Raw genomic sequence first — 24,566 nt, 5'->3', positions numbered from 1 at the left:
ACAAAAAAAATCTCCAGGAATCACAAGGATTCCTGGAGATTTTCACTACATCATATCAAGATTGGTAACCTTGTCTCATTAGATCCAGGGCTCGGTCTCGACGATGTTAACAACCTCAACCTTCTCACAGAGCCACTCTTTTGTCTCTGGGTTGAAGGTGGAGTTAACGAAACACTTCCAGTTCTCGTCATCACAAGTCGGGAAGTCAGACCTGTAGTAGAAGCCCGGGTAACGGGATTCTTTACGGAACTCGATATGACGGATGTGGGTCTCAACACACCAGATACGATGGTAGTTCTCCCAAGCTCTCATCAGCTCATGGAGGTCACCAGCGCCCATCTTCTCAGCATCTTCGCGGAGAAGCTGGAGAAGGTCGAGACAGATGTTCAGAAGCTTACCGGAAGTCATGTAATAGGTAGCAACACCACCACCATACTCATCGGTAGCTTTCATGAGACGCATCATCATACCAGCAGGCTTACAGTAGTTCGGGTTGACATCTTCAGCAGTAGAAGCGCCTACGAACTCGTTGTAACGCTTAACCGGAGCGTAGATCTCATCAGCCAGTTCCTGCGGAGTCTGAGAAAGCTCAGGTGTGAAGTCAGCATTGTCACGGCAGAATTTAACCATCTGTTTCGCCACAATACGTCCCTCAGCGTGAGAACCGGAGGAGAATTTATGTCCGGATGCACCAACACCATCACCAGCAGTAAACAGTCCGTCTACGGTGGTCATGCGGTTGTAGCCCCACTTGTACTTGTGTGAACGGGAATCGTTCTGTACATCGGGTACCCAGTCTTCTTCAGGACCGGAGGTCCAGATACCACAACAACCTGAGTGAGAACCGAGCATGTACGGTTCGGTAGGCATAATCTCAGAACCTACTTTCTCAGGCTCGATGTTCATACCAGCCCACAGACCGGCCTGACCAACGGACATATCCAGGAAGTCTTCCCAAGCCTCAGACTCGAGGTGTTTCCAGAATTTCTTCAGGGACTTGTCGTCCATACCAGCTTCTTTACGCTCGTCAAGGAAAGCGTTCAGGGCTACGTCGGTTGCCATGTAAATCGGGCCACGACCAGCTCTCAGCTCTTCAATCATCAGGTGGTTACGCAGACAGGTCGGGGTAACCGGAGACTGACCGTAAGGCATGAACTTTGAAAGCTCTTCTTTGGCTGCATCGCCCATTGCATAGAACTCGCCCAAGCCGTTAGCAACTTTGGCTTTGAACAGCAGGAACCAAGCACCAACCGGTCCGTAACCATCCTTGAAACGAGCAGGCGTGAAACGGTTTTCCATCATGGTCAGGGTAGCACCAACCTGAGCACACATGGTGTAGGTGGAACCAGCATTCCATACAGGATACCATGCACGACCTTTACCTTCACCAGTAGAACGCGGACGGAAAATGTTTACTGCGCCACCACATGCTACAACAGCGGTCTTGCATCTGAAGATGTGAACTTTGTTCTCACGGGTGGAGAAACCAGCAGCACCAGCGATCTGGTTCGGCTTGTTCTTGTCAAGTACGAGCTTTACAATGAAAACACGCTCGATGATATTGTCAGCGCCCAGTGCGGTAGCGGCAGGCTCAGCGACAATACACTTGTAGGACTCACCGTTGATCATGATCTGCCAACGACCGGTACGAACCGGGGTTCCACCTTCACGCAGGCTCGGTGCAGGCTTCGCACCGTCGAGGTTCTCACCGTCTGCATCTTTCTTCCATACGGGCAGACCCCACTCTTCGAACAGCTTTACAGACTCATCTACGTGACGACCACAGTCATAAATAAGATCTTCACGTACAACGCCCATCAGGTCATTACGAACCATCTTGACGTAGTCTTCAATCGGATTCTCACCGATGTAGGTGTTAATTGCGGAAAGGCCCTGAGCAACAGCACCAGAACGCTCGAGACATGCTTTGTCTACGAGAACGATTTTCATGTCAGCCGGTGCCCACTTCTTGATCTCGAAAGCGGTACCACAAGCTGCCATACCACCACCGATAATCAGAGCATCTACATCATGCTCTACAATCTCAGGATCAACTACGGCAACTAATTCACCTTTGGGTTTATTTGGTAATGCCATATTTAAATCTCCTTATATGCTAGAATACTAAAGATTTTGGTTACTGGTTTACGTATCTGGTCGTCCGATTACTTCGGTGTGGGAAGGTCAGCCTCAAGAAGCAGACATTCGTCGTCCAGATTAGCACCTGTCTCACCAGCATAAGCGTTTGCAGCACCCTCAGCTGTTGTACGTACAGGAAACTTAAAACGCTTCATGGCACCATTACGGAACTTAACAGTCCACATGATGGAATCGGCACTACGCATCGGATGAACCTGGCCGCCCATCGGCACAAAGTCATCATAACCACGTACGAAGATTGCGCCCTGCGGACAGATCTTAACACAGGAGTAACACTCCCAGCATGCATCCGGCTCTTGGTTATAAGCCTTCATCTCTGCCGTGTTCAGAACCATCAGGTCGTTCGGACAGATGTACATACATGCAGTCTTGTCACCGCCTTTGCAACCGTCACATTTTTCAGGATCTACATAACTTGGCATTAAACTACCTCCTCAGTTTGTTTTAACTGTTGTGGCCGCATCAAAAGTACGACCAGCTAGCCTATACACTATATACAGCAAAAATCTTCAAAACCCGACAATCCGACAACCTTCTGAATCATTTATTAAAGGGTACCGGAAAGCCAATTAATACCTATAGTTGTAACATTAAGTAACACAAGAGGAATTCAATGAATGACTACTCATTTATTCCAAGACTTTTCTTATAATTTGTTGCCTGGTAATTGTCAAGAGAATTCAAATTTCTCACTTTTGCACAACAAGTCCGACTTCCACATCAGTTCAGGCGGTACCGGAAGGTATATTTTGGGCAGCACACCATCCAGGCTATATATACTGCCAAAACACCGCAGAAGATGGCAGCCCATGGGCTAACCTTTGGTTAATACTGTGAATGATCAGGTACGGACATTACAAAACTAAATGTCAAGCAATTCGTGGATCAGAGCCAAATCGACAAACTATTCATTCGGACTTCGGCTAGTAATCTCCCCGGGCAAGAACTTCCCGTGGTTTCGCCCCATCAGCAGGTCCGACAATGCCGTCCTTCTCCATCACCTCGATCATCCGTGCAGCCCGATTATAACCTACCCTGAGTCGACGTTGCAGCATGGAGATGGATGCCTGGCCCGATTCTGTCACAACCTGAACTGCCTCGTCATACCTTTCATCGTAGTCTGATTCTTCACCGTTATCACCGCCATTGGCCTCTTTCTCTATCTCCTCAATAATGGAATCGTCATAACTCGACGCACCTTGTTTCTTTAAGAAATCAACTATAGAGGCAGTTTCTTTTTCAGAGATAAAGGCCCCGTGAATTCGTTCCAGATTCGAACTGCCCGGAGCCAGATAAAGCATATCCCCGGCACCGAGAAGGTGTTCTGCCCCGCTGTTATCCAGAATTGTCCTCGAATCGATTTTGGAAGAAACCTTAAAGGAAATACGGGTCGGGAAATTGGCCTTGATAAGTCCGGTGAGGACATCCACAGAGGGGCGCTGGGTGGCAAGAATCAGATGAATACCTGCAGCTCTTGCCATTTGGGCGAGTCTGGCGATGGCAGCCTCGACGTCTTTTGAAGCCACCATCATCAGGTCTGCAAGCTCATCGACGATGACAACGATATACGGCATCTTCTCCTCTGCCGTTTCGTTATAGGAATCAAAACTCTTGACCTTGGCTTCTTCCAGTGCACGATACCGTCGCTCCATCTCGCGCACTGCCCAGTTCAGGGCCCGCGAAGCAAGCTTGGGGTCGACGACCACCGGGTGTAACAGGTGGGGAATGCCCTCATAACCAGAAAGCTCAATGCGTTTCGGGTCAATCATCAAAAAACGGACTTCATCCGGCGTGGCATTATACAGGATTGAGGCAATAATCGTGTTGATACCGACACTTTTTCCTGCACCGGTGGCACCGGCAATAAGAAGATGCGGCATCTTGGCGAGATTCCCCATGGCCAGGTTGCCCACAACATCAAGCCCAAGACCAACAGTCAATTTTGACTTTGTATTCCGATACTCTTCCGTGGACAACAGATCCCTTATATAGACGATTTGTCTGTTGTCGTTTGGTATTTCAATTCCAAGCGCTGCTTTACCAGGAATCGACCCAACCACTCGTACGGATTTTGCCTTCAACCCAAGCGCCAGATCATCGGCCAAACCAACTATTTTATTAATCTTCACACCTGGTGCCGGTGAAAATTCATAAGTTGTAACCACGGGCCCCGGAGATATACCGACTACCTTGCCTGATACGCCGAAATTTTTCAGCTTCTGCTCGAGCTGCTTGGAAATCTTGTAGTAGACTTCCTTGTCTATTGCCTCATGCTCCTGATCATTCTTTTTCAGCAAAGAGAGGGGGGGCAGCTTCCAATCACCCCTTGCCAGCGGCTTGGCTGCAAACTCCTCATCATCATTACTGCCAACCGCTTTCTTAGGAAGTTCCTTGACCACCGGTACGCCTGCGCCAGGAAGCACATGGGCCTCGACAACCGGCTTGGGCTCCCGTTTTGCCTGCAGGGTAGTATTCTTACTAACAGCCATCCTTGCACTCTTCTCTTCCTTACGCTTTACACGGTTTTCCCGAGATCTCCTGAAACCTCCGAAGATGAGCCCGAAAAACCCACTTATGATCCTCCAGACAAGGGAAGCGAGCTGATAGGGGGAAAACTGAACCGACAACATTAATGAAACAAGGAACAGCAGGGACAAGAGGAGAAGGGTTCCGCCATCACCGACAACAGACTTCAAAACGGTAAAGGTCCATCGCCCCAGGAATCCACCCCACTCCAGCCATTCCGGCTGTTTGAGAGACCAGGCTGAAAGCAGGGCACAAAAGGAAATCACCGCTCCGGTGAGGCCAAGCGTGACCTGAGGCAGCCTTTCAAAGGACATGCGCGGACTGAAAAAAAGAAACGACATGATCATCAGCAATGTTGCCAGCAGGTAACTTCCCCAACCGACAAAGCCGAAGAGTACCTGCGAGACTAACTGACCGATGTCACCACACCAGTTCCCTTCTGTTTGAAGGCTGGTAGAAACTAAACTGAGGAAAAGAAAAAGGGAAAAAAATATGCCGACCACAGCCACGAATTCCTGCTTGAACCCGGGACGTGTCTGTTCATTTTTCTGGCTCATATGGGTGCCGAATGCTCCTGATGGAATCGGATTAATAAAAGAAGGGGCTAACCGTGCAATGTGTACCCGGAAATGGATCGAATTGCAAGGCCCGCTATCTTTTCTACCCGCCAATCAGGAGCGCAGCACCGTCTTTACGGCGTCGAGAACACCGTTAATGAAAGAGGGGGATTCCTTACTACCAAATCGTTTAGCTATTTCAACAGCTTCGTTTATAGCCACCTGATCGGGAACATCGTTATCCTGCATCATTTCCCAACCGGCAAGGCGAAGGATGTTCCTGTCAGTGGCAGCAAGACGGGACAGTCGCCAGTTACTGGCTGCCTGGCCGATCAGGTCATCCACCTGCTGCCTTGATTCAACCACACCTGTGAGCAAGGTCAGGGCATACGGCCTCGCCTGGCGATTCACCTGATACATGGTACAAAACCCTGCGAATCGCTCTTGAAGATTCTCACGGCTATGGCCATTTTCTTCCAACTTGAAATCTTCCTGGAAGAGAAACTGCAGTGCCGCCTCACGCGCTTTACGACGAATTCCCATATTCTAGTCCAGGTTCGCCATCAGGTTCGCCATTTCAATAGCGGCCACAGCGACTTCGGCTCCTTTGTTTCCGGCCTTTGTGCCGCTGCGTTCAATAGCCTGCTCGATGGTTTCAGTGGTCAGGACACCGAACAGTACAGGCACACCTGACTCAAGACTCACCTGCGCCGTGCCTTTAGATGCCTCATTGACAACCACGTCGAAGTGCGGGGTGGCACCACGGATAACCGCTCCAAGAGTAATGACAGCATCGTATTTCTGGGTACCGGCAAGCTTCTTGGTAACCAGAGGCAATTCAAATGCGCCCGGAACCCTTACGACATCTATATCAGAATCAGCAGCACCGGATCGCACCAGCGCATCGATCGCTCCTTCAAGCAGTTTGTCGGAGACAAACGAGTTAAAACGCGCCACGATGATACCGAATTTCTTGCCATCGGCATTCAGGTTCCCTTCAATATAATTTGCCATTGTCTTTGCACCTCAATAGTTCCACAACCGCACCACAAGCTGGCGCACCGGTTATGCAGAATATATTATAATTTTTTTGATATACCTTTAATCGTCGACTTCTATCAGGTGTCCCATCCTGTCACGTTTGCACATGAGGTACCCCTTGTTCTCATCACCTGCAGGGATCTCGATAGGATAACGGGCCACTACTTCGATGCCATAGCCTTCAAGACCAACTATCTTTTTCGGGTTGTTGGTCAATAGCGCCATTTTCTTAACCCCCAGGTCACGTAGTATCTGAGCACCGATACCATAATCGCGAAGATCTGCGCCAAAACCGAGTTTCAGATTGGCCTCAACGGTGTCAAGCCCTTCATCCTGAAGATTATACGCCTTGAGCTTATTGACCAGACCAATCCCGCGTCCTTCCTGACGCATATATAAAATGACACCGGCACCTTCCTGCTCGACCATTTTCATTGCAGCACTCAGTTGCAAACCACAATCACAGCGAGCCGAGCCAAATACATCACCCGTGAGACATTCAGAGTGAACACGTACCAGGACCTGATCCTGTTTACTGATATCACCCTTGACGAGGGCCATATGTTCGAAACCGTCCATATCGTTTTTATAGACGATGGCCTTAAACTCCCCGGCATGTTCAGTCGGAATTCTTGCTTCCACCTGCCTGCGGACGAGTACATCTTCACGTAGCCTGTAAGCAACAAGGTCAGCAATGGTGGCTATCTTGAGGCCGTGCTCCTGGGCAAACTTCTTAAGATCCGGCATCCGGGCCATGGTACCGTCATCTTTCATGATCTCACAAATAACCCCGGCAGTCCTCATACCTGCAAGTCGCGCCAGATCAACCGAACCCTCTGTCTGCCCGGTGCGGACCAACACTCCGCCTTCACGCGCCCTGAGCGGAAAGATATGACCCGGGCTGATAATATCCCGCGGCTTGGCATCCGGGGCAACAGCCGCTTCAATGGTCCGGGCCCTGTCTGCTGCCGAAATACCTGTGGAAACACCCGTTCGCGCTTCAATACTTATGGTGAAGCCGGTTCCATAAGGCGACTTGTTGTTGGAGACCATCATCGGCAGCTCAAGCTGGTCGACAAGGTCCGGTGTGAGAGTGAGACAAATCAAACCCCTGCCGTGGGTAGCCATAAAGTTGATATGCTCGGCCGTACAACACTCGGCCGCCATACAGAGATCACCCTCATTTTCCCGATCCTCGTCATCGACCAGGATAACCATCTTTCCGGCCTTGATATCTTCAACAACTTCTTCAATCGGACTAATAGTCATATCGTACCACTTGTAGTATTTATTCATTCCCGGATAGGCAAAAAGCAGTTTACAAAAAACCGTTTTCAGCAAGAAAACCCGGGGTAATCTCCTGCCTGGAGGTCCCGCCGGATACGGCAGGCCCTTTACCCGCAAGCAAAAGATTCTCTATATATTTACCGACAACATCAACTTCGATATTGACAGGATGCCCGCCTTTCAAGTCACCGAGTGTGGTCACCTTCAGGGTGTGCGGGATAATGGAAACCTCAAATCTGCCCGGGGAGCAGCTGTTGACAGTAAGACTGATCCCATCGATAGTGATCGAGCCTTTCTCAATGATATACCGACTTACCTGCTCAGGCACCATAAAGGAAAAGAGAGTATAGTCCCCCAGTTCCTTTCGCTGTCTCACTTCTGCCAGACAATCGACATGGCCTGAAACCATATGCCCGCCCAGCCTGTCGGAAAGACGCAAAGCACGCTCCATGTTCACACTGTCTCCTACCGCAAGCTTTCCGAGTTTGGTCCTCGACAGTGTTTCAGGAGAGACATCGGCACTAAACCTGCGACCGGAAATATTATAGGCGGTAAGACAGACGCCACTGCAGGCAATAGATTCCCCCTCACTCGGATCGGCAAGGTCAAATCCGGCCTCGAGATCAAAGGCGAGCCCTCCTCCCGCTGTACGTTTGGCGAGCAGTCTCCCTTTTCCTTCAATAATCCCCGTAAACATTGCCGCTTATTCTCCAGTCAATCAACAAGCTTCTTTCAACTCAGCAGCTTTCTTCTCAAACGAATCCGCAATGCCCGCGTGTTTAAAATTGCGATGGATAGAAGCAATGGTCATGCAGGTATCGGCTGCCTTATCCTTTTGACCGGCAAGGAGGTAGATATCCGCCATTTTTTCCATTACTTCGATAGCACCACGCGGATCGTTGTTGCCGCGGTATACATCGAGATTATCAAGACAGGTATTGATCGCCTTGTCATATTTCTTCTGGCCAATATACACATCAACAAGGACCTTGGACAGAGCAAAAAGGCTCAACGGGTCGTCCAGCTTTTCACACAACTCCCTGGTCCGGCCATAATGCTCTTCTGCTTTATCAAAATCTTCCCTGGCCACACAGAGATGCCCCAGCTGATTGGACGCGTTAGCCATCCCGACTTCATCATTTTTCTCTTCATAACCGAGGAGGGCGTTGTGGAGGGCTACTGCCGCTTCACCATGCTTCCCCTGTTCAAGCAACTTCTTACCCTTCTCATACTCAGTCTTGATCGGGCCTTGCTCTCCTGCGTCGCCACCGGCCATCGGGCCAATAGATTGAATGTCTTGCAACTTATTCATCTTTACTCTTTACCTCCCTGAATTGCCTCAAGTGCATTTTTCGCCTCAGCGGCAACAGTTGTCGATACCATCCTGCCATCATCCCAGATTACCAACTCCGCCTCATCACCTGTTAACGGCAACATTTGCATCGTCGCTTCAGTGGCGTTAATGCGCCCAAGCAATCGGACCAACATCCCTCGAACCTCAGCATCCGGATGCTGCAGAAAATGAAAAAGTGAGAAAAACGGAGTATCCCGTATCAAATCAGGCCGTGTCTTGGCAATCTCAGCCAGTGCCCAAAGAACCTGACTGCGCGTGGAATCTTGATTAATGAAATTTAACAAATAACGGGTGAAGGCACCGAAGACATCAGGCCTTTCGGATATAACTGCGCCGAGAGTTTCCACCATTCCCCAGTGGGTTGCCGCCGAATCATTACAGGCCTCAAACATCCTGTGTAACAACTCGGACACCTGGCCCGGATCGCGTGTGGACACACGCGATGTGGTCTTACCGATCAACCATGCGACCTTCCACCTTTGCTCATCACTTGGAGCGTAGAGAAGCCGCTGCATGAGCCTCAGCGTCTTCCTATCATCAAGGCAGAGGCCCACCAGTTCATCAACATCTTCCTCATCAACAAGCTTCTTGACAAGTCGTTTGTTGGCCTTTTTTTTCGGCCTGCCAGGATCAGGTGCAGGCTCGACAACCGGTTTGTTTTGCTCGATCAAACGGTTAACATCGCCGGCTACTTCACCTTCCCGTTCTTTACGGTCCTTGATTCGTCTGGCCAGTTCGGCTATTTCGGTATGCAGGCGGACAAAATAAAGTACCCCCCGCACCGGTCGGCCATCCACATTGCCTTTATCAAAAACCTGATGGCTCTCTTCATCGTAATTTTCGATACGTCCCGTCAGGTAATCGTCTTCCGGCAAAAGTTCCCAGGCGAAATCCCAGTTTTCGTTACAGGCATATACAAGAGCCTCCACCATGGCAGCTCCGACATTATGACCGGTAACATCGCAGGCAAAAACAGCTCCGCAACTACACTGGCCAACCGGAAACTCTCCAAGTTTTCGATGAGGAGCCTCAACAGGTTTCCCAACCTTGTGACCACAGAAAGGACACCAGGGGGGATTCTTGATTTTTTCACTCATCCGTTTATGCCTGGTCGGCCTGTTCCTGCAGTCTTGCAGCAAAGGTTGGATCAACAGAATAGCCTAGTTCCTTGGCCCTCTTCATGTGGGTTAATGCTTCCTGGAATTGTTCGCTAAAGTAGAGGGCTACAGCAAGGTTATTGTGGCCCAGTGGAGAATCCGGTTCGATTTCCAGCCCTTTCCTGGCAGCTTTAATAGCCCTTTCATCATCACCTCGCATGGTAAGTACCGATGTGAGGTTTAACCAGGCAGATACCAGTTTCGGATCATACTGCAACGCCTTTTCATAAGCCGCAATTGCCTTTTCCAGTTCATTGCGCTGTTGCCATATAAGTCCGAGATTGGCGTGTCCCTGTGCTGACTCCGGCTGTACTTCAACTGCCTGCTGGTTCAGTTCGAGTGCCTCATCGAGCTTGCCCTGACCAAAATAGACAGCACCCAGGTTGATCATGGAATCGCCATTCAACGGATCTATCTTGATAGCTTGCTTAAGAGAAGCGATAGCATCCTCGATACGGCCTGCTTTCATGTAGACAAGTCCAAGGTGGTGATGTGCCATCACCGAATCCGGATGTTGCTCACATTTCTTTTCAAGTTCTTCAAGGACCTTCTCAAGATCTTCTTTCAGCTGTTCAGTCATAACTCACCTATAATATATTGTTGGAACGCCAATGGTGAATTCCACATCACCCATTGTTACGTTTCATTTATTATTGCTTGAAGTTATCCCGCAATCACCCGGAAAAGCGGCCGAAGATATGCAGATATAAAGCGGACTACAATATAGACACCCTTGATCGACTTGCAAGCAGAAAAGGATTTTGGCTATTGATTAAACTCATCCCCACAGGACAGTACCAGTTCCTTCTGGTGTTCAGAGAGAACCTGCTTTGCCCGTACCACATCTTTTGAAATTTGGGTCGCCAGCTCCTCGATTCCGGAAAATCTTGTTTCGTCCCGCAGAAAATCAAGCAGGTTCACCTTAATCGGTTTACCATATATGTCCTCGTTGAATTCAAAAATATGGGTCTCAGCCACTACTGACTGTTCCCCAAACGTAGGATTGCAACCGATATTAAGCACACCACCGTAACATTTACCGTCACAGATGACCTGCGAGACATACACCCCATGGCGTGGAACCAGATCCTCCTCTGAAAATTTCAGATTAGCCGTGGGAAACCCTATTTCCTTGCCTCCCCGCTGTTTCCCTACCTGAACCTGCCCCCTGATCTGGTAATGCCTGCCAAGCAACTTTCCTGCCTCGACCATATTGCCTTCAGCGAGCAATCGCCGGATCTGGGAAGAACTGACAAGTGTTCCATCCTTAAAATGGGCATCGACAACCGTGACCGAGAACCCGTGCTCCTCACCCTTATTCTGTAAAAACGGGATATTCCCGGCACGCCCTTTGCCAAAAGCATAGTCATACCCTACAACCAGTTCTTCAATACCTATCTTCTGTACCAACAGCTCATCAACAAAAGTGTCGGCACTTGTTGCGGCAAATTCCCTGGTAAAGGGAACAACGACCAGTACATCGATTCCCGCCATACGGATCAGCTCCGCCTTCTGCTGACAGTTCGAAATAAGTTTGATGCCGCCCGGCTTTAAGACCTGTAATGGATGCGGCTCAAATGTTATCGCAATAGAAGTCCCCTGTTGACGATAGGCCCTGTTTGCGACCTCGCCAAATAATTGTTGATGCCCCAGGTGAACCCCGTCAAAATTGCCGATTGTTACACATGCGTGGGAAAACGGGTGGTTAAGCTCTTCAAGTGTTCTGTAAATTTTCATCTATCTCAAAAAAAACCTGAATATTTTATCTGTACGAAAAGAAATTCTTGACAAAAAACAACCAAACTAGCATATTCATCCGCGTTGCCGAAGTGGCGGAATTGGTAGACGCGCTAGGTTCAGGGTCTAGTGGGGGTTTCCCCGTGGAAGTTCGAGTCTTCTCTTCGGCACCATAACTATTAAAGGTGCAGTTCAATGATTTCATTGGGCTGCGCCTTTTTTGTTTTCGACCTTCCCTTTCACCTTAGTCCCCCCCAGTCTACTTTCTTCACACCTCATGCCCCCCACAGCATCTCTTCTAGAGATGGAACCGAGAACGCCGAACATAACAACCAGAAAACTTAATTCTATGCAACCTAAATCATCACTATACGCCAATCGAGACCATACATCCATAGAGCCAGCTGTCAAGGAACACGGCTCCATTACCTGTGCCTGCATTTGCCTCCTTTACCACATGACCGCATCCTATCTGAGTTGCAAGACACAAAAGTCCCCCTTGCCTTGCCCCCAACTCCGCGCCCTAAAACCTCTCCATTGAGACACCTATCATAGTTCCCGTCCTCAAACGACCCTTCTGCCCAATCCCAGTGTTCCGGCTAAATTATTTATCCGATAAATATCGTACACATGCGTGCGGTAAATAATTTAGCCACGCCTCGATATTGAACAGAATGCTGAGTTTTATGATGGGAACTATCATTAATTATTTAGTAGCCCCATCTTTTATTTTTTATAACTATAGGCAACAATACATAGACAAGACGCGTAACCTGCCGGCCCTTCACCACTCAAAAGGATTCACGCATGATTCGATACAGAGGTAACACATTTCTATTTCTCCTCCTCACCCTGCTCGTTACCGTACTGCTATGTGGTTGTGAAAAAAAAGAACCTCACTACACGGTAGGTGTTATACAATGGACCGAACAGATTCAACCCTTCATTCAATCATACAGGGGCATATTGGATAGCCTGAATGACAAAGGATTCCTGGAGGGAGTGAACCTCACCATTGATTATGTCAATGTTGAACAGGATAATGCCAAAGCTCTGATTTCAGCAAAGAGATTCATCGATAATGGCGTAGACCTTATAGTTACTCTTGGCACAGGAAGTACACTCGAAGCGCTTCAGGCCTCACAAGGCAAACCAACTCCTCTTGTGTATTCCATTGTAGGAGCACCCGAAGCAACCGGTATCATAAGGGGACCAAAGAATTCGGGTCCAAACATTACCGGAGTCAGCATGAAGATCCCAATGGGTGAACAGTTTAAGCTTATCCAGGAAATCCTTCCTCAAACAAATCGGCTAGGCATACTCTTTTGCAAAGAGACACCGCAGGCTGTTGCAACAGGCCATGAAGCCACAGACACCGCCATTGACATCGGCTGGCAGCAACAAACGATGTCACTCAGTAGCAGTGAACTAACTCAGCTTCAAGATAAAGTGAGACAACTGGCGGAAGACGTGGATGCAATCTACCTGCCGACCGACCCGATCCTCGGCACCCCTGATAACATACAAACTATTATACGAACGGCCGATCAGCTTGGTGTCCCGGTAATCGGTGTTGCAAGAAATTTTGTAGAAGCTGGAGCTCTTGCTGCTCTGCATTGTGATTTTTATGAGCTCGGAAGACAAACAAGTGAGCTCGTCGTAAAGGTTTTAATGGGCATAGACATACAGACAATTCCGCCTCAAAAACCCATGACCAAAAGAGTATCCATCAACCTTGATAAAGCTCGCAAACTCAACATCGAAATAAACAGAAATGTAATCTTAAAAGCAGATTATATATTTGACGACTTCACTCCTCCCGCTGGTTCAAATACATCACCGTAACTACACAAACCATTTTAGTTTTCACGCGTCGTTTGAGGATATTTTAATGAATTTTTCCACTTTCAAGCCAAAGGATTTCAGCACCCGACTCATATTATTGACCTTCATATCCGGAATTATACCCTTAATAATTTTTTTTATACTGATTCATAATTTCAGCAATCGTCTCCTGCAGGACACAAGCGTTGCCATTGAACAAGGACAGAGTGAGCAGTGGCGAAGGAGTCAGATAATACTCGACCAATTAGCTGAAAATCATATCAGGCAGAAGGCATTGGACGTTGCTCTCCAAATTGAACTCTACTTACAAGCACATCCCACCTTGGATATCTACGCTTTGCAAAAAGACCAATTTTTCAGAGACATCGCCATACAACCTGTGGGCCAAACCGGTTATACAGCCGTCCATGAATCGGAGACGGCCATTAACCGCTTTCACAACAACCCACAAACAGAAAATTCAGACCTTCATGACTTGTCTGAGAAACTTCCTGCTTTCTGGAAAATTATTAAGGGCAGCCTCAACGGCCGCTATTCTCATGGTTATTACAGTTGGCTGGAAAGTGATGGAAAAGAAAGTGAAAAATACATGTATATAGTTCCTGTTCGGCAGAAAACTGCAGATGGCACATTTCTGAGTGTTGGTGCAACAGCATATATGCCGGAATTTAAAAATGCAGTCCAGGCAGCTATAAATGTCTCTAACGGCACAAGTCACCTATTGATAAAAACAACAAGGTCCCAGATTCGCTCATTAAAGGCAACTGGTTACCTTTACATGGGCCTCTCCACCTTATTGATTTTACTCTTCGCATCCTGGACAGGATTTTATTTTTCCCGAACCATCAGGAAATTAAGTGAGGCTACGAATGCTGTCAACAAAGGCAACTTCGACATTCAATTGCAACCTTTGATGTCCGGAGATGTTGGAAAACTCATAGATGATTTCAACAAAATGATCCAACGCCTGGCGGCTACCACTGTTAAAAAGGACAAATTCGAAGAACTGGTTCAGGAACGCACTCAAGAACTTATCGACATCAACCTTAAATTGCAGGATAGTGAGCAAAAAATGCGTGCAATTCTGCAAGCATCTCCGGTAGGCATCGGTTTGATATTAGACAGAGAGTTAAGCTGGGCAAATGAGAAAATGTACCAAATTCTGGGGTATGAAGAAGATAGCCTCGTAGGTCAAGATTCCAGGATTCTCTATCCTTCTGACAGCCACTACGAGGAAGTCGGCCAAAAACTTTATGCCCAATTATCTCGGTCAGAAACTACTCATATTATCACAAAATGGAGACGTAAAAACGGAACGCTCTTCGATTGTAGTCTCAATGGATGTTTTCTTAATCCCAACGAACCGGAAATGGGTGTTATCATAGCAGCAACCGACATTACTGAAGCCAAAAAGCTCGAAGACAAACTTAGCCAAGCCCAAAAGATGGAGGCTTTAGGAACCCTTGCGGGAGGTGTGGCCCACGATCTCAACAATATACTATCTGGCCTGGTAAGCTATCCCGAACTCCTTCTCCTTGACACACCAGAAGACAGTCCATTACGAAAACCACTTCTTACCATTAAGCGCTCAGGAGAAGAAGCTGCTGCAATCGTTCAGGATCTTCTTACCATAACCCGGCGGGGTGTTGCTCAAACAGAAGTGATAAACATTAACAGCGTTATTAAAGCCCAACTTGACAGCCCTGAATATGATGTGTTTCTGGTTCATCACCCGGATACACAGATCATCACTCACCTGGAAGAGAACCTTTCCAACATTAAAGGTTCCGCCCCCCATTTAGCTAAATCATTTATGAATTTGCTGAACAATGCCGCAGAGGCAATTGCTGAAGGGGGCAAGATTGTCATTTCAACTGCAAACATATCCATAACCTCTTCCCTGATTGGTTTTGAAAAAATCGAACCCGGGCAATACGTCTCACTTTCGATAAATGACAATGGAGAAGGGATACCAGAAGACGACCTTGGAAAAATATTTGAACCCTTTTTTACTAAAAAGAAAATGGGCCGAAGTGGCAGCGGCCTTGGTATGACTGTTGTGTGGGGTACGGTAAAAGATTTGAATGGCTATATCGACATCAACAGTTCACCTGGTGAGGGGACAATTATCACCCTCTATTTCCCAATCACCGATGATTTGAAGCCACCTTCCAAAAACAACTTCACCTTGAGCACCTACCAGGGAGATCTGCAAAAGATTCTTGTTGTTGATGATTCTGAATCACAAAGAGAAATAGCCCAATCCATTTTAGAATCTCTGAACTACCATGTTATCAGTCTGCCTTCCGGAGAAGATGCTGTACGCTATCTTAGGGATCATGATGTCGATCTTCTCTTTCTGGACATGATAATGGACCCTGGAATAGACGGCCTGGAAACCTATTGCAAGATCAAGGTATTCAAACCAGGCATCAAAACGATCATTGCAAGTGGGTACTCGGAAAGTGTCCGCCTGAAAGAAGTTCAGAAATTGAGTAACGCGATTTTCCTCAAAAAGCCCTATACTCTGGAACGAATCAGCGAAGCTGTTCATTCCACATTGTACTAACTGACGAAAGTGAAAGACCATTAACTACACGTAAAGGATCATTGTTCATAAATATCCTCTTTCATACTGCGATTCCAACCTCCCCCCCCTCTCTACACAATAAAGCCTATGTCTCGCAGTGACACAGGCAGCCCCCTTAAGCACCACTCCCTTTCCCAAACTCCTACCTTTGGCTCCACCCAGAACTACCTCAACAATCCTAACAAGCGCCACCTCCATATATCATCACTGCTGATAAAGAACTATACTGAAAATTAAATGCAAATTTTATAGATTCCGAAAGAAAGAGACCATGATTCAATATATTAGTGAAACTATAAGGCCTTAGACAATCTATACTGAGAATATTTATCATCACTTGAGCTTGACTGAATAATAAAATAAATCTATTATGGTGCCTCTTTTTACAGAACCGGATGTTTCCGACATTTTGATGGAGTAGTTTTTTTATTTTCTCAACGAAGGAGTCAAGAATGCTTGAACTCAAGAAAGGTGCTGATATTCTCGCCACTGTCGGCGAGGTAACCACCATTTCCGATGCCAAGTCTGTTTTCGAACAAAATCTGGATAGCATCAATCAGCAAAAACTCGCAAAAATCACAAATGAAGATGCCCTTATCAAAGTAGCCAATGCTATCTCAATGTGTCGGCCCTCTTCCGTTTTTATTAATACAGGGAGCCCGGATGACGTACAGTGGATCCGTGAACACTCTTTAAGAAAAGGGGAAGAGGAAAAACTCGCCAAGGAAGGTCACACAATCCATTTTGACCTGCCGCAGGATCAAGCACGACTGGTTAACCAGACATTCTATATCATCAATGAAGATGAGAAGATGAGTTCACTCGCCAAATCACTGCTGCGAGATGATGCGCTTGCCTATATAAAGGAATTCATGCCAGGCATTATGGCAGACAAAGTAATGATGGTCGGCTTCTACAGTCGTGGCCCGGTAGGTGCCCCCGCCGCGATTCCAGCCATCGAGATCTCTTCCTCAACCTATGTCCTTCATTCAGCTGAACTACTCTACCGGAATTGCTACGCTGATTTTGACAGTGAAGTACTACGTGCCGGACTTTTTTACACCAACGTCCACGCCGAAGGTGATAACACCCCGGAAGATGTTCCCAATGCCCGCATCCTGATGGACAGAAGCTGGCAAACGACTTTTTCCACCTTCTGTACCTATGCAGGAAACACCCTGCTGCTCAAAAAAGGAAATCATAGATTCTCTGTCGATTATGCTACCTACTATAAGCTCGGCCAACAACTCTCTGAGCATATGTTTATCACCGGCATGACCGGTCCAAATGGCCGCAAGACCTTCTTTGCCGGTGCAGCCCCCTCAGGCTGCGGAAAGACAACTACCGCCATGGTTGGAACTGACTTTATCGGGGATGATCTGGCCCAGATGTGGATAGCCGATGACGGCACCCTTCGCGCCATCAACCCTGAAAAAGGAATTTTTGGTATTGTTGAGGATGTCAATCGCGAAGGCGACCCATATCTCATGGATTGCTTACGTGGTGACGGCACCGAAGTTATCTGGTCTAATGTACTCATCGACGACAATCGTGTTCCACACTGGGTCGGTAATGGCGAAAACGCCCCCGAAAGGGGCATCAATTTCCAGGGAGAGTGGTTCAAAGGTAAGACGGATGCTGATGGCAAACCTGTCCCCATGTCCCACAAAAATTCACGCTGCACCCTCCTCGCCTCCGCTATTGCCAACCATGCAACAGAAATCGCCGAGGACCCAGCCGGTGCACCGATAAAAGTAATTACCTATTCAGGTCGAGATGCCGATACCATGCCCCCTGTATGGATAGCCAAATCTATGAACGAAGGTGTCGCCATTGGGGCTTCCATCGTTTCCCAGGCTACGGCTACTGAAGTCGGCGCCACTGGTGTACGTAGGCAACCGTGGGCCAACGCCCCATTCATACCCGGCTCTCTCGCCGATTACATGGAAGCACAGTTCACCCTCTTTAACTCCACTAATCTGAGCGATGCCGGACGCCCAGTCATGGCCGGCCTCAATTACTTCCTTACCCATGCCAACAGGGGCAGTTCAGGTGACGGCCTGCTGGGTGAAAAAAAAGACGTCCGGGTGTGGCTCGGCTGGCTTGAGCTTTATGCCCATGGTGATGTTGAGGCAATCGAGACCCCGATTGGCATGTTGCCAAAATATGAAGACCTCAAAACGCTTTTCGGGGCTATCAACAAGGAATACCCGAAAGAGCTCTACGACATGCAGTTCGCTCTCTATATCGACAAGATTGTCTCCCGCATCGACCTGCAGACTGAAGCCTACTCCGAGGAAAAAGGTGTACCGCAGACGCTCTTTGACGTTTATAAGAAGCAGAAAGAGGAACTCCTGCAATTAAAGGATAAATTCGGTGCCATTGTCGCTATTGGCAACCTCTGCTGATCCGACCTGAACAACCCGATCAGACAAGCCGGTGGATTCGTTCCACCGGCTTTTTGTTTTTTTGCCGTTCATAATCAAGATTTGCTTCTTCCATACATGGTGACTACGATAAGGGGAACCTATTCTGGCAGAAAACTTTACCTATGAAAGAAGATCAATCAGACATGGATACTCCCCTCGAAACCGTGGCGGAAGACAATTTGCACCTCTACTCCCTGGTTCTCTCGGCCTGTGACATCAACCACAAGGTACGCCCCGGACCGGCCGAAGGATTCACCATACAGGTTGCGGAAAAAGATCTGTTGCGCGCCGAGTATGAATTGCACCTGTTTAAAACAGAAAACGATAACTGGCCGCCATCAGAGGCCAAAGTTCTTTCCTATTCGCCTCTCTTTCGAGCCAATGCATTTCTCGTTACCGGCTTACTAGTCCTTCTCTACACTGTAACAGGCCCCTGGTCTGATCACTCCGCCTGGTTTACTGCGGGGTCAGCCAATTCCGAAGCCATTCTCGCACATGGTGAGTATTTCCGACTCATCACTGCACTTACCCTGCACGCTGACGTCGTACACCTACTCGGCAACTGTTTCCTCGGCGGAATACTGCTTCATTACTTTCTCTTGCTCACCGGTAATGGCCTTGGCATGATATCCGTATTGTTCGCCTCAACAGTCGCCAATCTCATTAATGCTGCAGCGCATGGACCAGGACATAACAGTGTCGGTTTTTCTACCGCTGTATTTGCCGTGATCGGCATATTGAGCATCCTTAATTACCGTCAATACCGTTTCAGCCGACCCCTTCGGGTGATGATGCCACTTATGGCTGGCAGCGCCTTGTTGGCCATGCTTGGAAGCAGCGGGGAACGTACCGATCTCGGTGCTCATTTTTTTGGCCTGGTTGCAGGATTTGGGACAGGTACACTGCTTCTTGTACTGCATTTCACGAAACTCCGTGAAAAAGTAACACTACAGTTCATGTTGGGCATCCTCGCAATCGGACTGCCATTTTATGCCTGGTACCTCGCGTTATCATGATATTTTTACTCATTCTTTCTTAATAATCACAATTTAGATAGCATTCTGACTCCGGAATACTTACCTTTGATGGCAACATAATAATTGTCCATTCACATTCACCCACCGTTGTTTACCGTCGTTGCCGAAAGGCCTCAGACAAAAGCAAGGGTACAGACCTGATGAGGAGATTTACCCATGTCCAACCAGGACCAGCAACCTCCCTGGGGAAGAAAGAACAAGCCTCAGACACCTGAGGAAATGGTAGCCCAGATCATTAAAAAACTTCAGGATTTTTTTTCTGAAAACAAAAACCAGTCATCCGGACCAGGGGAACCACCAACCGGCAACAAACCGGCAAACCCGCTTGCATCTATCGGCAAGATCCTTGCTTTCGGGCTCGTCCTAATACTGCTAGGCGGCGTCTACAGCTCCGTCTACAAAATTGCGCCAAGTGAAGTTGGGGTCATTCTTCGTCTTGGAAAATATGCCCGGACCACCCAGGCCGGTCTTCATTTCAAGATTCCGTACATGGAAAACCTCTACAAGGTTAACGTAGAGAAGATCCGCGTTCAGGAATTTGGCTTCCGTACGCGTTATCCCGGCCAACAAACCTCTTTCGATCGACAAGGGTACAATATCGAATCACTGATGCTCACTGCCGATAAAAACGTTATCGATGTGGCCTGGATTGTACAGTACAAGGTCAACAAGCCCTATGAGTATCTCTTCAAGATCAAAGATGTGAAGCAGGCTGTGCACGACGCCTCTGAATCCGTAACCCGGCGGATCGTCGGTAATATGGATTTTGATTATGTTCTCAGTAATCGTGACTTGCTCGCCGCATCTGTCAAACAAGAACTTCAGGCTGAACTCGATAACCTCGAAGCAGGTATTTATCTGGTTACGGTGCAGTTCCAGGATATTAATCCGCCGGACAAAGTGAAACCCGCTTTTAACGAAGTTAACGAGGCTGATCAGGATATGAAGCGATTGGTCAACGAGGCCCAGGAACAATACAACAAAGTCATCCCCAAAGCTCGCGGTAGTGCCAAACAGATCATTGAAGAAGCATATGGCTATGCCTCAGAGCGGCTCAATGATGCCAAAGGCCAGAGCGGCAGATTCCTTGACATTCTCGCCGAATATAAGGGAGCACCCGATGTAACCCGCAAGCGGATGTATCTTGAAACCATGAAGGACGTATTGCCCAATGTAGAATCCATCTACATTATTGACAAGGACCAACAGGCACCTTTGCCATTGCTTAATATTTCCGGCAAGGGACTCGATGTAGCGCCTTCAAAATAGCCGAATCACATAAAGGAAACGATATGAAACAGATAGCACAATTTTTCCTGGTCGGCCTGGTACTTCTTGCGGCCGCCGTTGTTTACGATGGTTTTTATATCCTGGAAGAAGGAAAGCAGGTCGTTGTCACCCAGTTTGGTGCGCCTGTTGGAGAGCCGGTTACTGACGCCGGACTTCACCTCAAGATGCCTTTCCTGCAGCAGGTGAATACCTTCGATAAAAGAATACAGATCTGGGATGGTGACCCCAACCAGATCCCGACCAACGACAAGACCTTTGTATTTCTCGATGTAACTGCCAGGTGGCGAATTTCCGACGCCCTGAAATACCTCCAGTCGACTGGTGGCACCGAGGCCCGTGCCCAATCGCTGCTGGATAACATTATTGATGGTACCGTTCGTGACATGGTGAACAAAAACAATCTCATCGAGATTATCAGAAGCTCTGACTGGTCAGAAGATACCATGACCACAGGCAGAAATGAATCAATGGGCTTAACGCCTAAAATGGGTCGTGACAAGATTTCAGATCAGATCCTTGAGATTGCCGCTAAGGCAACACCTGGATACGGCATCGAACTGATCGATGTAATGTTTAAACGTGTCAACTATATCGAATCGGTACGCCTTAAAGTATACGACAGGATGATTTCCGAACGTAAAAGGATTGCTGCCGAGAAGCGTTCTTTCGGTGAAGGCCAAAAGGCAGAGATTCTCGGTACCGTAGAGCGTGAACTGAAAGAGATTGTCTCTGGTGCTAATCGTGAAGCAGTTACCATCAAGGGTAAGGCGGACGCCGAGGCCACTAAAATTTACGGTGACGCCTATTCTCAGGATCCTGACTTTTACTCATTCCTGAAAACCCTGGAGACCTATGAAACCGTTATTGCTGGGAATACCTCTCTAATACTGTCTTCAGATTCTGATCTGTACAGAATGCTTAAAAACGTTGAAGGGAAATAGCAATCCCCTCTACCGAGCTGATCACAAAAAGGCGTCGTGCTCTACAAGGAGCACGACGCCTTTTTTTTTCAGGGAGCATGTGGAGTCCGGGTAATATGCTATCCCCTCTCGTCCTCTCCTTCATCAAGCCCGGCACTTGTCCCTGGATAAGCAGGCTTTTGCTCAACCTCATAGGGAATCCGCCCTTTACCCTCCAGTTTATCCTGGAACTCCTGTAACTGATCCTCATTCTCCAGTTCATCGGCCTCCAGTTCTTCAAAACGGCAGTCACAGCGACTTAGCTGCCCCTGACACCAGGGACAAACCTCCACCGGACAGCCCAGCAGGTGCAGCTCACCTGGAGAGACGCTGCAGACAGGACAGAGCTCATCTGATTTCTCCACTCCATATTTTGCAAGACTTTCCAGCGGCGGGAATTTCTTTACGAATTCATCATTATCTGTGTATCCAAAGAAATTGAGCAACTCTGCGGGAAGTTCCTGCTTGCCCACTTCACCAAGAATGTGAACCTCATCTTCGGAAGCCACCACATTATATGCGTAGCTTTCTGTCGTCAGAACCAACAATAACACCCCCTGCTGATTCATAAATAGAGAAATTTTTTCCACCGCCTCTTCACGAACTTCTGGCAGTACTGTATAAAACTCTTTCAAGACTGCAAGAGCGAGCGGGTCGTTCCTGTATTCGGCAACCAGTTTCTTTGCCATGGGCCGTGCCACTTCATCGACACTAAAGTCAATGAACAACTCGATCTCTTCGACAAGCCTTGTCTGTATTTTTTCCGGCAACATAATCAGCTTAACTCCACCCATCCGGGACCATATATTTAAGTATTGCCCACATTATTAAGGGCCAAAACATGGATAATCATCGTAGCCCTGTTGGGCAACTCTAATTGTGCATCAGGCGCCCATCCTTACCGACATATTGGTACTACCAAACTACCGAGTCTGCCTTCTCAAAAGAAAACTTGCATAATCCACAGCTTTATAATAAGATATCGCCAATTAATGATAAATACAGTCCATATCTGGTCTTCTGAATATACCTGTTCAGATACCTTGCCGCACCCCTTGGACTACCCCCCGGCAGCATCTTTTTTTGCACCCAGACATACTCATTGTACTTCAATCGCAACGTCTGTGCATTATTGGTTCCTTTCACCAGTTGCCGGCAAGTAAAACAAAAGCGTGTTTTACTAAACAAACACCTTTTTACAACTACGAGGTAAAAGACAATGGCGGATTTTGCAAAATTATCTATTGAAGGTCAAACCTACACTCTCCCCATCATCGAGGGGACAGCCGGACAAAAGGCCATAGACATCCGTAACCTACTCAAAGAGACGGGCTACATCACCCTCGACAGCGGCTACATGAACACCGGTTCATGTATCAGCAATATAACCTATCTCGACGGAGCCAAAGGCATTCTCGATTATCGCGGATACGCCATTGAAGACCTTGCCGACAATTGCTTCTTTATCGAAGTCGCATACCTGATCCTCAACGGTGAACTTCCCAATTTTGACCAGCTTGAACAGTTCAAGAGGGACATGCGGCGTTTTGCCCTCATCCATGAGGACATGATCCACTTCTTTGATCATTTTCCACCAAATGCCTCACCTATGTCCATCCTATCAACTATGGTGGGGACATTACATAACTTCTATCCTGAGATGGATGAAGAGGATGACCCTTACGGTGGCCTCACCGTGGCCACCGCCAGACTGCTCTCGAAGATTCGTACGATTGCTGCGTTCTCATATAAGAAGAGTATCGGTCATCCGCTTGTTTACCCCAATGCCAAGTTGAACTATGTACAAAATTTTCTCAACATGATGTTCGACCGACCCAATATTCCATATATAATAAAGCCTGAAGTCGCATCAGCCTTGAACAAACTGCTCATCCTCCATGCGGATCATGAACAAAACTGTTCCACCTCCACCGTTCGGCTGGTGGGTAGCGCCGGAGGCAACCTTTACGCCTCGATCTCTGCAGGGGTTAATGCGTTATGGGGACCTTTACATGGAGGAGCCAACCAAGCAGTAGTTGAAATGCTGGAGTTGATTTACGCTGATGACCGTGATTTTGATAAATACATTAGAAAAGCAAAAGACAAAAACGACCCCTTCCGTCTCTCCGGTTTCGGTCACAGGGTATATAAAACATTTGATCCCCGCGCGAAAATTATAAAGGAGGCCTGCGACCACGTACTGCGAGCCCTGGAGGTTGAAGACCCCTTGCTCGATATCGCCAGGGAGCTTGAGGAGCGGGTCTCTAACGACGATTATTTCATCTCCAGAAACCTCTATCCGAACGTGGATTTTTACAGCGGAATCATCTATCGTGCCATCGGCATCCCGACCAACATGTTTACGGTCATGTTCGCCCTCGGCCGAATTCCCGGCTGGATTGCCCAGTGGAATGAGATGAAACAGGACCAGGACCAGAAAATCGGCAGGCCCCGTCAGGTATATACAGGTTATACCAGAAGGAAGTTCATTCCTATGCACCAAAGAGCCTAATCCGACTTTTCATGAACAATATGTTGATTGAATTTTAATCACGCCATTGCCTGACATGCAGCACCGCCTGCACTGATGAGAAATT

The 24,566-nt window shown here is 47.8% G+C and carries 19 protein-coding genes and 1 tRNA gene; 8 read left to right on the top strand and 12 right to left on the bottom strand.

Annotation, left to right across the window (positions count from 1 at the left end; translation table 11 throughout):
- Positions 1–78 precede the first annotated feature (78 nt).
- The 11 genes from aprA to GA520_RS02280 form a co-directional block, all read right to left on the bottom strand.
- Positions 79–2,097 carry an adenylyl-sulfate reductase subunit alpha gene (aprA, locus tag GA520_RS02330; protein WP_163339974.1) on the bottom strand — a complete coding sequence of 673 codons (2,019 nt, stop codon included), beginning with the start codon at positions 2,095–2,097 and terminating at the stop codon, positions 79–81.
- 68 nt (positions 2,098–2,165) lie between these two features.
- Positions 2,166–2,582, bottom strand: a complete 417-nt coding sequence (gene aprB / locus GA520_RS02325; RefSeq protein ID WP_163339973.1) for an adenylyl-sulfate reductase subunit beta — start codon at positions 2,580–2,582, stop codon at positions 2,166–2,168.
- Between the two features lie 501 nt (positions 2,583–3,083).
- Positions 3,084–5,243 carry a DNA translocase FtsK 4TM domain-containing protein gene (locus GA520_RS02320; RefSeq protein ID WP_163339972.1) on the bottom strand — a complete coding sequence of 720 codons (2,160 nt, stop codon included), beginning with the start codon at positions 5,241–5,243 and terminating at the stop codon, positions 3,084–3,086.
- A gap of 114 nt (positions 5,244–5,357) precedes the next feature.
- Positions 5,358–5,786: a transcription antitermination factor NusB gene (gene nusB, locus GA520_RS02315; RefSeq protein ID WP_163339971.1), complete on the bottom strand. Its 429-nt coding sequence runs from the start codon at positions 5,784–5,786 to the stop codon at positions 5,358–5,360.
- 3 nt (positions 5,787–5,789) lie between these two features.
- The gene (gene ribE, locus GA520_RS02310) at positions 5,790–6,257 is read right to left on the bottom strand and encodes a 6,7-dimethyl-8-ribityllumazine synthase (protein WP_163339970.1); all 468 of its coding nucleotides are present in this window, start codon (positions 6,255–6,257) and stop codon (positions 5,790–5,792) included.
- Positions 6,258–6,344: 87 nt separating this feature from the next.
- Positions 6,345–7,553, bottom strand: coding sequence for a bifunctional 3,4-dihydroxy-2-butanone-4-phosphate synthase/GTP cyclohydrolase II (locus GA520_RS02305; RefSeq protein WP_163339969.1), 1,209 nt, complete (start codon positions 7,551–7,553; stop codon positions 6,345–6,347).
- A gap of 49 nt (positions 7,554–7,602) precedes the next feature.
- A complete protein-coding gene (locus GA520_RS02300; protein ID WP_163339968.1) occupies positions 7,603–8,268 on the bottom strand; it encodes a riboflavin synthase in 666 nt (221 codons plus the stop codon).
- A 21-nt stretch (positions 8,269–8,289) separates the two neighbouring features.
- Positions 8,290–8,883, bottom strand: a complete 594-nt coding sequence (locus GA520_RS02295; protein WP_163339967.1) for a lipopolysaccharide assembly protein LapB — start codon at positions 8,881–8,883, stop codon at positions 8,290–8,292.
- Between the two features lie 2 nt (positions 8,884–8,885).
- A complete protein-coding gene (locus GA520_RS02290) occupies positions 8,886–10,022 on the bottom strand; it encodes a DVU0298 family protein (RefSeq protein ID WP_163339966.1) in 1,137 nt (378 codons plus the stop codon).
- A gap of 4 nt (positions 10,023–10,026) precedes the next feature.
- On the bottom strand, positions 10,027–10,662 hold the full coding sequence (locus GA520_RS02285) for a tetratricopeptide repeat protein (protein WP_163339965.1): 636 nt from the start codon (positions 10,660–10,662) through the stop codon (positions 10,027–10,029).
- Positions 10,663–10,847: 185 nt separating this feature from the next.
- Positions 10,848–11,819, bottom strand: a complete 972-nt coding sequence (locus GA520_RS02280; protein ID WP_163339964.1) for a bifunctional riboflavin kinase/FAD synthetase — start codon at positions 11,817–11,819, stop codon at positions 10,848–10,850.
- 86 nt (positions 11,820–11,905) lie between these two features.
- Here GA520_RS02280 and GA520_RS02275 point away from each other — a divergent pair.
- The 7 genes from GA520_RS02275 to hflC all read left to right on the top strand — a co-directional run bounded on the left by GA520_RS02275 (position 11,906) and on the right by hflC (position 21,951).
- A tRNA-Leu gene (locus tag GA520_RS02275) sits at positions 11,906–11,992 on the top strand.
- A gap of 634 nt (positions 11,993–12,626) precedes the next feature.
- Complete coding sequence (locus GA520_RS02270; protein WP_163339963.1) at positions 12,627–13,664, top strand: ABC transporter substrate-binding protein; 1,038 nt, start codon at positions 12,627–12,629, stop codon at positions 13,662–13,664.
- 46 nt (positions 13,665–13,710) lie between these two features.
- Positions 13,711–16,233 carry an ATP-binding protein gene (locus tag GA520_RS02265; protein ID WP_163339962.1) on the top strand — a complete coding sequence of 841 codons (2,523 nt, stop codon included), beginning with the start codon at positions 13,711–13,713 and terminating at the stop codon, positions 16,231–16,233.
- Positions 16,234–16,706: 473 nt separating this feature from the next.
- Positions 16,707–18,662, top strand: a complete 1,956-nt coding sequence (locus GA520_RS02260) for a phosphoenolpyruvate carboxykinase (GTP) (RefSeq protein WP_163339961.1) — start codon at positions 16,707–16,709, stop codon at positions 18,660–18,662.
- Between the two features lie 143 nt (positions 18,663–18,805).
- Positions 18,806–19,699, top strand: coding sequence for a rhomboid family intramembrane serine protease (locus tag GA520_RS02255; RefSeq protein ID WP_163339960.1), 894 nt, complete (start codon positions 18,806–18,808; stop codon positions 19,697–19,699).
- 177 nt (positions 19,700–19,876) lie between these two features.
- Entirely contained in the window at positions 19,877–20,989 is a 1,113-nt protein-coding gene (gene hflK / locus GA520_RS02250) for an FtsH protease activity modulator HflK (RefSeq protein ID WP_163339959.1), read from the top strand.
- Positions 20,990–21,012: 23 nt separating this feature from the next.
- Positions 21,013–21,951: a protease modulator HflC gene (gene hflC / locus GA520_RS02245; RefSeq protein WP_163339958.1), complete on the top strand. Its 939-nt coding sequence runs from the start codon at positions 21,013–21,015 to the stop codon at positions 21,949–21,951.
- Between the two features lie 98 nt (positions 21,952–22,049).
- Here hflC and GA520_RS02240 read toward each other — a convergent pair whose 3' ends face one another.
- Positions 22,050–22,742 (bottom strand): hypothetical protein, encoded by a 693-nt coding sequence (locus GA520_RS02240; protein WP_163339957.1) that lies wholly within the window; start codon positions 22,740–22,742, stop codon positions 22,050–22,052.
- Positions 22,743–23,188: 446 nt separating this feature from the next.
- Here GA520_RS02240 and GA520_RS02235 point away from each other — a divergent pair, with 446 nt between their 5' ends.
- On the top strand, positions 23,189–24,481 hold the full coding sequence (locus tag GA520_RS02235) for a citrate synthase (RefSeq protein ID WP_163339956.1): 1,293 nt from the start codon (positions 23,189–23,191) through the stop codon (positions 24,479–24,481).
- Positions 24,482–24,566: the final 85 nt, after the last annotated feature.

Origin of the sequence: Desulfopila sp. IMCC35008, assembly GCF_010646885.2 — a bacterium.
Classification (GTDB): Bacteria; Desulfobacterota; Desulfobulbia; order Desulfobulbales; family Desulfocapsaceae; genus Desulfopila.
The sequence above is the reverse complement of the archived record's forward strand: the minus strand, read 5'-3'. Positions and strand labels throughout refer to the sequence as shown.

Bases quoted from the DNA above. Each gene is read 5' to 3' on its own strand.
- GA520_RS02270 (WP_163339963.1), top strand. From the start codon at position 12,627: ATGATTCGATACAGAGGTAACACATTTCTATTTCTCCTCCTCACCCTG.
- GA520_RS02305 (WP_163339969.1), bottom strand. From the start codon at position 7,553: ATGACTATTAGTCCGATTGAAGAAGTTGTTGAAGATATCAAGGCCGGA.
- GA520_RS02285 (WP_163339965.1), bottom strand. From the start codon at position 10,662: ATGACTGAACAGCTGAAAGAAGATCTTGAGAAGGTCCTTGAAGAACTT.
- hflK (WP_163339959.1), top strand. From the start codon at position 19,877: ATGTCCAACCAGGACCAGCAACCTCCCTGGGGAAGAAAGAACAAGCCT.
- hflC (WP_163339958.1), top strand. From the start codon at position 21,013: ATGAAACAGATAGCACAATTTTTCCTGGTCGGCCTGGTACTTCTTGCG.
- GA520_RS02290 (WP_163339966.1), bottom strand. From the start codon at position 10,022: ATGAGTGAAAAAATCAAGAATCCCCCCTGGTGTCCTTTCTGTGGTCAC.
- GA520_RS02300 (WP_163339968.1), bottom strand. From the start codon at position 8,268: ATGTTTACGGGGATTATTGAAGGAAAAGGGAGACTGCTCGCCAAACGT.
- aprA (WP_163339974.1), bottom strand. From the start codon at position 2,097: ATGGCATTACCAAATAAACCCAAAGGTGAATTAGTTGCCGTAGTTGAT.
- GA520_RS02240 (WP_163339957.1), bottom strand. From the start codon at position 22,742: ATGTTGCCGGAAAAAATACAGACAAGGCTTGTCGAAGAGATCGAGTTG.
- GA520_RS02295 (WP_163339967.1), bottom strand. From the start codon at position 8,883: ATGAATAAGTTGCAAGACATTCAATCTATTGGCCCGATGGCCGGTGGC.
- nusB (WP_163339971.1), bottom strand. From the start codon at position 5,786: ATGGGAATTCGTCGTAAAGCGCGTGAGGCGGCACTGCAGTTTCTCTTC.
- GA520_RS02255 (WP_163339960.1), top strand. From the start codon at position 18,806: ATGAAAGAAGATCAATCAGACATGGATACTCCCCTCGAAACCGTGGCG.
- GA520_RS02280 (WP_163339964.1), bottom strand. From the start codon at position 11,819: ATGAAAATTTACAGAACACTTGAAGAGCTTAACCACCCGTTTTCCCAC.
- GA520_RS02265 (WP_163339962.1), top strand. From the start codon at position 13,711: ATGAATTTTTCCACTTTCAAGCCAAAGGATTTCAGCACCCGACTCATA.
- aprB (WP_163339973.1), bottom strand. From the start codon at position 2,582: ATGCCAAGTTATGTAGATCCTGAAAAATGTGACGGTTGCAAAGGCGGT.
- ribE (WP_163339970.1), bottom strand. From the start codon at position 6,257: ATGGCAAATTATATTGAAGGGAACCTGAATGCCGATGGCAAGAAATTC.
- GA520_RS02235 (WP_163339956.1), top strand. From the start codon at position 23,189: ATGGCGGATTTTGCAAAATTATCTATTGAAGGTCAAACCTACACTCTC.
- GA520_RS02320 (WP_163339972.1), bottom strand. From the start codon at position 5,243: ATGAGCCAGAAAAATGAACAGACACGTCCCGGGTTCAAGCAGGAATTC.
- GA520_RS02260 (WP_163339961.1), top strand. From the start codon at position 16,707: ATGCTTGAACTCAAGAAAGGTGCTGATATTCTCGCCACTGTCGGCGAG.